Annotated in this window: 8 protein-coding genes; 3 read left to right on the forward strand and 5 right to left on the reverse strand. The window is 32.3% G+C overall.

Translation table 11 applies throughout. The features are described from left to right. Both menE and HMPREF2937_RS03920 read right to left on the reverse strand, forming a co-directional pair. On the reverse strand, nt 1-1389 hold the full coding sequence (gene menE / locus HMPREF2937_RS03915; RefSeq protein WP_070864073.1) for an o-succinylbenzoate--CoA ligase: 1389 nt from the start codon (nt 1387-1389) through the stop codon (nt 1-3). A 115-nt stretch (nt 1390-1504) separates the two neighbouring features. After that, nucleotides 1505-2197, reverse strand: a complete 693-nt coding sequence (locus HMPREF2937_RS03920; protein ID WP_070864074.1) for a hypothetical protein — start codon at nt 2195-2197, stop codon at nt 1505-1507. A 179-nt stretch (nt 2198-2376) separates the two neighbouring features. Between HMPREF2937_RS03920 and HMPREF2937_RS03925 the strand changes: the two genes are divergently transcribed. The 3 genes from HMPREF2937_RS03925 (at nt 2377) to HMPREF2937_RS03935 (ending at nt 6239) form a co-directional block, all read left to right on the forward strand. Continuing rightward, the gene (locus HMPREF2937_RS03925) at nt 2377-2883 is read left to right on the forward strand and encodes a hypothetical protein (protein ID WP_070864075.1); all 507 of its coding nucleotides are present in this window, start codon (nt 2377-2379) and stop codon (nt 2881-2883) included. A 265-nt stretch (nt 2884-3148) separates the two neighbouring features. Continuing rightward, nucleotides 3149-5191, forward strand: coding sequence for a heavy metal translocating P-type ATPase (locus HMPREF2937_RS03930; RefSeq protein WP_070864076.1), 2043 nt, complete (start codon nt 3149-3151; stop codon nt 5189-5191). Nucleotides 5192-5636: 445 nt separating this feature from the next. Beyond that, nucleotides 5637-6239 (forward strand): hypothetical protein, encoded by a 603-nt coding sequence (locus tag HMPREF2937_RS03935; protein WP_070864077.1) that lies wholly within the window; start codon nt 5637-5639, stop codon nt 6237-6239. 266 nt (nt 6240-6505) lie between these two features. Here HMPREF2937_RS03935 and HMPREF2937_RS14230 read toward each other — a convergent pair whose 3' ends face one another. Genes HMPREF2937_RS14230 through HMPREF2937_RS03940 form a run of 3 tightly spaced genes read right to left on the reverse strand, consistent with a single transcriptional unit; the run spans nt 6506 to nt 6952 of the window. Beyond that, on the reverse strand, nt 6506-6556 hold the full coding sequence (locus tag HMPREF2937_RS14230; RefSeq protein ID WP_371099750.1) for a hypothetical protein: 51 nt from the start codon (nt 6554-6556) through the stop codon (nt 6506-6508). A gap of 34 nt (nt 6557-6590) precedes the next feature. Further along, the gene (locus HMPREF2937_RS14235; protein ID WP_372514647.1) at nt 6591-6731 is read right to left on the reverse strand and encodes a type II toxin-antitoxin system YoeB family toxin; all 141 of its coding nucleotides are present in this window, start codon (nt 6729-6731) and stop codon (nt 6591-6593) included. A 41-nt stretch (nt 6732-6772) separates the two neighbouring features. After that, the gene (locus HMPREF2937_RS03940; protein ID WP_070626275.1) at nt 6773-6952 is read right to left on the reverse strand and encodes a hypothetical protein; all 180 of its coding nucleotides are present in this window, start codon (nt 6950-6952) and stop codon (nt 6773-6775) included. Between the last annotated feature and the right edge of the window lie 232 nt (nt 6953-7184).

Consider the following 7184-nt stretch of genomic DNA (forward strand, 5'->3'; position numbering starts at 1 on the left):
TTATTCCTCTATCTTTCCACGTTTTAATTTACCTGTAGATGTATAAGGCAATGTTGTCACTTGTTGATAGTATTTCGGCACTTTATATTTCGCTAATTCCTCTTTTAAAAAGGTATCTAATGCGTCATGATTTATATCTTTTTCACTCGTATAATATAATGCCGGCACTTGTCCCCAAGTATTATCATTTTTGGCATAACACATTGCATCTGTAATACCGTCAAAACGTTTCGCAACTGTTTCGATTTCATAAGGATAAATGTTTTCTCCACCGCTGATAATCAAATCTTTTCTGCGGTCATAAACCATCACAAAGCCATCCATATCTACACTTGCGATATCACCTGTTTTAAAGTAGCCATCTTCAAATACATCTGTCAGATTTTCAGGATATAGATAACCTTCCATAACGTTGTCACCTTTTAATAAGAGTTCTCCATGTCCTTCATGGTTTGGATTGATAATCTTAACTTGCACGTTAGGGCTCGGTTTCCCTACTGTGTTAGGATTTTGTTTAAGCATGGATGGAGAAGCGGTTAAAAATTGTGAACACGTTTCTGTCATACCAAATGAATTATAAATCGGTAAATCTGCTTTCAAGGCGTTATGAATTAAATCATCAGATAATTTCGCACCGCCAAGCAGTATTTTTTGAAGTTGATAAGGTTGTGTTAAACCTGCGTCCATCATCCAACATAAAGTTTGCGGCACGAGTGAAATGTGGGTAATCTGTTCACTTTGAATCGCTTTTAATACCGTTTTTGTTTCAAATTTCTGCATTAATCTGACTGTAAAACCTTCAATGATACTGCGCAGTAACACACTTAAACCTGAAATGTGATAAATCGGCAAGACAGATAACCATTTCGTATTACTATCAAAACCTAAGCTTTCTCTGCATCCATTCGCACTTGCTAAATGGTTATTAAAAGTTTGGGGTACTGCCTTTTGCGGACCTGTCGTTCCTGAAGTAAACATAATCGAAGCGATACGGTTTAAATCCAGTTCAGTCTCATAAGTTTGTGTTGAGCGACGTTGTTCAACTTCACTCCAATTTATAATGGTAAAATCATCTAATTCTAAAGGTAATGTGGCAATGATTATATCTGTGTGTACAGATTTAAGTTGCACTTTAATTTCTTTGTATGTAAGTCGTGTATTAATCATGACTGCTTCTATACCAGCTAACCATGCACCATAAATCATTAAAGCCGCATCTATACGATTATCTATATAAAATGCAATTCTCTTTTGATTCAGTTGTTTAAATACATATGCATATTGTTTTGCTGATTGATACACGCTCGTGTATGTAAGTTTTGTTGCTCCATCGTCTAATGCGATATTTTCAGGAACACGCACTGCGCTTTGTTTTAACCAAAAATCCATACTATCTTCCTCCCATAATCTCTACCTATCTATCATAACAAAATTCAAGTAGTTTCCCTTAATTTTCGAATTGAAAAAAGAGGATGCGCGTTGCACCCTCTCATTTCTTTCATATTTAATTGAACAGTTGACTTAGTTTATCTTTAATCGTTTGTAGTTTACTATCGATATCATTTAATAAACTGTCTACTTTAGATTGATTTTCACCATTTTGTTGCGCTTGGTTTGCTTGTTTTAATTTATCAACCGCATTTTGATATTGGTCAGTGACATTTTGATCTGTCGCATTTGAAGCTTTATCTTTTAATTGGTTAACTTCATTTTGTGCAGATTCAATCGCATTCTGGCTATTTTGACCATTTTGAATGTTGTTTTTAGCACTTTCAATTTTTTCTTTAATGGCTGTTTCTTTCTCACGAATGATTTCTTTATAGTTATTTGTCACTGGTTTTTGAGTTTGTGAGCTATTAGGTTGTGTTTGTTGTGTTTGCGCATTTTGATTTGCGGTTTCTGTGCTATCTTTTGGCTGCATCATATTTCTAACTATAAATATTGCTACAACAATCAATAAGATAACTACAATCTCGGCCAAACCTTTTTTCCATTTACTATTTTTACGATTCTCATCTTCCAACATACGTTCACGTCTGTAATCACGTTCATTATAATAACGACCATCTTCATCAGAACGTCTGCGGTACTCTTCTTCACGTGTATCACGATATCTTGAATCGTGTCCATCTCTTGAGTCACGCGGGTCTCGATTATAGCGGTCATAATCAGGTTGATTTCTATCTGAGCGTTTCATGTCTATCACCTTATTTCGAAATAATGTTAAAGTTTTTCTTATATTACTCTTACCACTATTGTACCACGCGTATTCATCATGCACCTCGTATAAAAGTCGTATCTATTTCTGTATTTCTATTGTATTCAATATAGAGTTATAAGATAATAATAGAAATTGCTTGAAATGAGGGAATTGTTTTGCGCCAATCATCTAATAAAATGCCACGCACTATCATGAAATATTGCGGCTCAATTATATTATTACTACTTATCGTCTACTATTTATACAAAAATTACGGTAGTAACTTATTCAGACTAGATATTCCAACTGATTCTTCTATGTATTACATTATTCATCTTGATTGGAATAGATATGCTGAAGCTTATGTCGCAACTTTGACTACAATCATTATCCCCTTATTTCTAATCGGGATAATCCTGTTCATACTGACTCGCCTAACTAAAGGTACAGTTAAAAATATATTAATCAAAATACTGCCATTGATATTATTCATTGCACTTTTTGTCTTAATTTTTGTGCCGATGTTATTCGTACTAAACGTGACACACTTTTCATTCTTAGCAACATTTTTATCATTTTTGGCATTATCCAAACCAGCAATGGTAAAAATCTATCGTTTCAGCCAAAAAAGTGTTGATGAGATCAATCATCCAGAGATCAATATAACAGAAAAAGAAAATTAATCATAAGATGCATCCACTTCATATCGGAGTGGATGTTTTTATTTCTTTAACTATCTACTACTTAGCGTTATATGGACCTATATAGCTCATAACAAAATAAGGAAACGCTCTTTGGATGAACATAATTGCTATTGATTGAAACGTAATTCTGAGTGGATGATTGCTTAACGAAAAGAAACATAATTGCATATACTCCATACCCCTATACCGTATATGTTATACTAAAGTTGTATTTACTATATCAATATATTTAGGAGGTATTATTTTGTCGAGTCATGAACATACACATAAAAATGGACAACATAAACACCATGAGCATACGACTGATAACGGTCACAATCATCACATGCATCATCATGGGAATTTTAAGCGTAAATTCTTTATTTCTTTAATTTTCACGATACCGATTATTATTTTATCGCCTATGATGGGTATTCAATTACCATTTCAAGTTACTTTTTCTGGATCAGACTGGATTGTTTTAATTCTATCGACCATTTTATTCTTTTATGGGGGTAAGCCCTTCTTATCAGGCGCTAAGGATGAAATCACTTCTAAAAAACCAGGCATGATGACTTTAGTAGCACTTGGTATTTCAGTAGCTTATTTCTATAGTTTATATGCATTTTACATGAATAACTTTAGTGATTCATCGTCGCATACAATGGATTTCTTCTGGGAGTTAGCAACTTTAATTATAATTATGTTATTAGGCCACTGGATTGAGATGAACGCAGTAGGCAGTGCTAGTAGTGCCCTTAAAAAAATGGCCGAACTACTCCCCAATACTGCAGTTAAGGTAACTGAGGATGGTCAACGTCAAAAACTTAAAATCTCGGATATTCATAATGGTGATATTGTAGAAATCAAAGCTGGTGAAAGTATTCCAACAGACGGAATAATTGTTGAAGGTAAAACATCGATTGATGAATCATTAGTTACTGGAGAATCTAAAAAAGTTCTAAAAAACAAGAACGATAAAGTTATCGGTGGTTCAATGAATGGTTCTGGTACAATTCAAGTTAAAGTAACTGCAACTGGAGAAGATGGCTATTTATCTCAAGTTATGGGGTTAGTAAGCCAAGCACAAAATGATAAATCAGATGCAGAACTTCTTTCTGATAAAGTCGCAGGGTACTTATTTTATTTTGCAGTAATTAGTGGATTAATTGCGTTTATTGTTTGGATGCTGATACAAAATGATATTGATTTTGCGCTTGAACGCTTAGTAACTGTATTGGTCATTGCTTGTCCGCATGCTTTAGGTTTAGCTATACCTTTAGTTACAGCACGTTCTACTTCTATAGGTGCACATAATGGATTAATTATAAAAAATAGAGAATCTGTAGAAATCGCACAACACATCGATTATATTATGATGGATAAAACAGGTACATTAACTGAAGGAAATTTTTCAGTTAACCATTATGAAAGTTTTACTGACGAATTTAGTCATAAAGAAATATTAAGTTTGTTTGCTTCATTAGAAAGCAGCTCTGAACATCCGCTCGCTGTTGGAATTGTCGAATATGCAAAAGAAGAAAACATTTCTTATTCATATCCTGAAGATGTTAATAATATTTCAGGTGTAGGATTAGAAGGTAGTGTTGATGGTAAAGAAATTAAAATTGTAAATGCCTCATATTTAGATAATAAGGATTTGAAGTATAATAAAAAACAATTTAAAGAACTTGCTCAGCAAGGTAACTCTATTAGTTATTTAATTTATGAACAACAAGTGATTGGCATTATCGCCCTAGGAGATCAAATCAAAGAAAGTTCAAAACAAATGGTCTCAGATTTAATAGCGAAAAACATCACACCAGTTATGCTTACAGGAGATAATCATGAAGTAGCACAAGCAGTGGCCAAAGAATTGGGAATTAAAGATGTTCATGCGCAATTAATGCCTGAAGATAAAGAAAGAATCATAAAAGATTATCAGAAAAAAGGCAGCAAAGTAATGATGGTCGGCGATGGCATTAATGATGCGCCAAGTTTAGTCAGAGCAGACATCGGAATGGCAATTGGTGCAGGTACAGACGTAGCTGTTGAATCAGGTGATGTCATACTTGTCAAAAGTAATCCTTCTGATATTATTAACTTCCTTACCCTATCAAAAAATACAATGCGGAAAATGGTTCAAAACTTATGGTGGGGTGCTGGATATAACATCATTGCAGTCCCTCTTGCAGCTGGTGTACTAGCATTTATGGGTATAATACTCTCACCTGCTGTCGGAGCAATACTCATGTCTTTAAGTACAATTATCGTTGCGATTAATGCTTTCACATTAAAATTAAAATAAATGGTTCAATGAGATATAACCACTTTCATCAACAATTTATGAAAGTGGTTATTTTTAGTAAATGCTTATTTATTTGTACTATTGACCAGTTACAAAGGGAAAAGGACTCTTCACAAAAATAAAAAAGCCAAATGATTATGCATCAATTGGCTACTACTTTTAAAAATTCAACTTAAGTAGGCATGAACTCTCCTCTTTAGAAATCTTCAACTTTAAACAGGCATGAACTCTCCTTTTTGAATCATTCAACTTAAATAGGCATGAATACTCCTACTTTTATTCACATGTGTTGTATTCAAATGCATTATACACTAAGCGTTATTTTCGACACAAGAAATTTTATAATGATAACAAATAATAGTTCACATTAAAATTGATTTAGTTGATTCCTTTTAACTTAAAAGGGTATTAAACAACTAAATACATAGAAAAGGATGAACCAATCATGAAAAAGTTACTTATACCGTTATTTAGTTCCCTATTACTATTAACTGCTTGTAGTAATAGTGATGAAAGTAAAAAAGAAACTGCGAAAAACGAAACTAAAACACATGAAAAAGAGAATAAAAATAAGGAAAAAACACAGAAGAAGAAAAATGAACAAAATAATAATCAAGAAAAACAAGAAAATAGTGAATCTACAGAACAAGTTAATGAAGATTCTGTAAACGATCAAGCAAATATTGAAAATTCTTTCACACAACAAAATGTTAATGAACAAAACCAACAAAAAGTAGATTCAAATCAAGAGCACTATCAAAGCAACACACAAGAACCAACATATGAAGAGCAAATGCGTGCCAATGCAGAAGTAGCTAAACAACATGGATATACCGGAATACCTAATGGTGATATGGGGGCTACTGAAGAAATGAATGAATTTTTGCAAAATCAAAATAATAATCATGAAACAGAAAGTAAACCAAGTAATTGGATTCAGGATCAAATAGACTGGAATAATGCAACTGAGTCGGAAAAAGAACAAATTAGAAAAAACGATGCTGAAAAATATGGAGTTGAATATAATCCTGAAGATTATATTGAATAGCATTGTATAAATGTTATCTGTATAATCTACCTCAAATCATACAAAGATAAAACCATTCAAGCTTCTTGTATTTCAAGTGCTTGAATGGTTTTTAATAAAAAGAATTCAAAAATGTGAACTAATTACAAGCTGCAATAAAAGAAAGTCATATAAAAAGATATAACCCTAATAACATAAAAATGTTTTAGATAAAAAATTAATTAGACAATTTTAGTACGGCGCACTTTAACAAAGATTTTCTACTGTTACTTCAACATTAATATATTTCATTCATAATGATATTTACAAGAAGCAACTAATATAGATTCATTAGTCACTTGATATACTAATCTATATTCTTGTGTAATTCGTCTACTCTACCAACCAGTGAATTGTCCTTTTAACAATTCCTTCTAACATGCCATCTCTTTCAATGCTCTTAATCAAAACAATGATTTTCTTCCCTACTTTTTTATCTTGAACTAGCCAGTTCTTATAATCTTCAGATGTAATTACTTATCGATCCATACTTGTACCACTTTACCTTTTTCTAGTTATTCCATTGATTGTTTTAAATATGCTGTATTGGCAGAGTTCTGTTGTAAATAGAGAATTTCTATGTTTGTACTATGATCTGACCCAGAAACCAAAACACCGTTATTGTTATTTGGTGTAGTAGTATTAGCTTCATCATTTTTGTTTGGTTGATTCATTGAATGTAATTCATTAAACATGGTTATCACCACTGCTATCAAAGAAAACTTATACTTATATTGCATATATTATAATAGTATTTCTTTATAACTATAATATCCAAAAAAACAATGTCATGAGCTTTTTAAAACAGTCTGCATATGTCCATTTTAATAAATACTATTCTTAAAAAGATTCTCAACCAAAAAAACTCTAACCCCTTGATATCCAAGAAGTTAGGGCTCTTTGTCAAATTCGGTTGATATATAAAAA

The sequence above is a fragment of the Staphylococcus sp. HMSC061G12 genome (assembly GCF_001838465.1).
Classification (GTDB): domain Bacteria; phylum Bacillota; class Bacilli; order Staphylococcales; family Staphylococcaceae; genus Staphylococcus; species Staphylococcus simulans.

Excerpts from the sequence above, each read along its gene's own strand:
- HMPREF2937_RS03920 (WP_070864074.1), bottom strand. The coding sequence starts at position 2,197 with ATGAAACGCTCAGATAGAAATCAACCTGATTATGACCGCTATAATCGA.
- menE (WP_070864073.1), bottom strand. The coding sequence starts at position 1,389 with ATGGATTTTTGGTTAAAACAAAGCGCAGTGCGTGTTCCTGAAAATATC.
- HMPREF2937_RS03935 (WP_070864077.1), top strand. The coding sequence starts at position 5,637 with ATGAAAAAGTTACTTATACCGTTATTTAGTTCCCTATTACTATTAACT.
- HMPREF2937_RS03940 (WP_070626275.1), bottom strand. The coding sequence starts at position 6,952 with ATGTTTAATGAATTACATTCAATGAATCAACCAAACAAAAATGATGAA.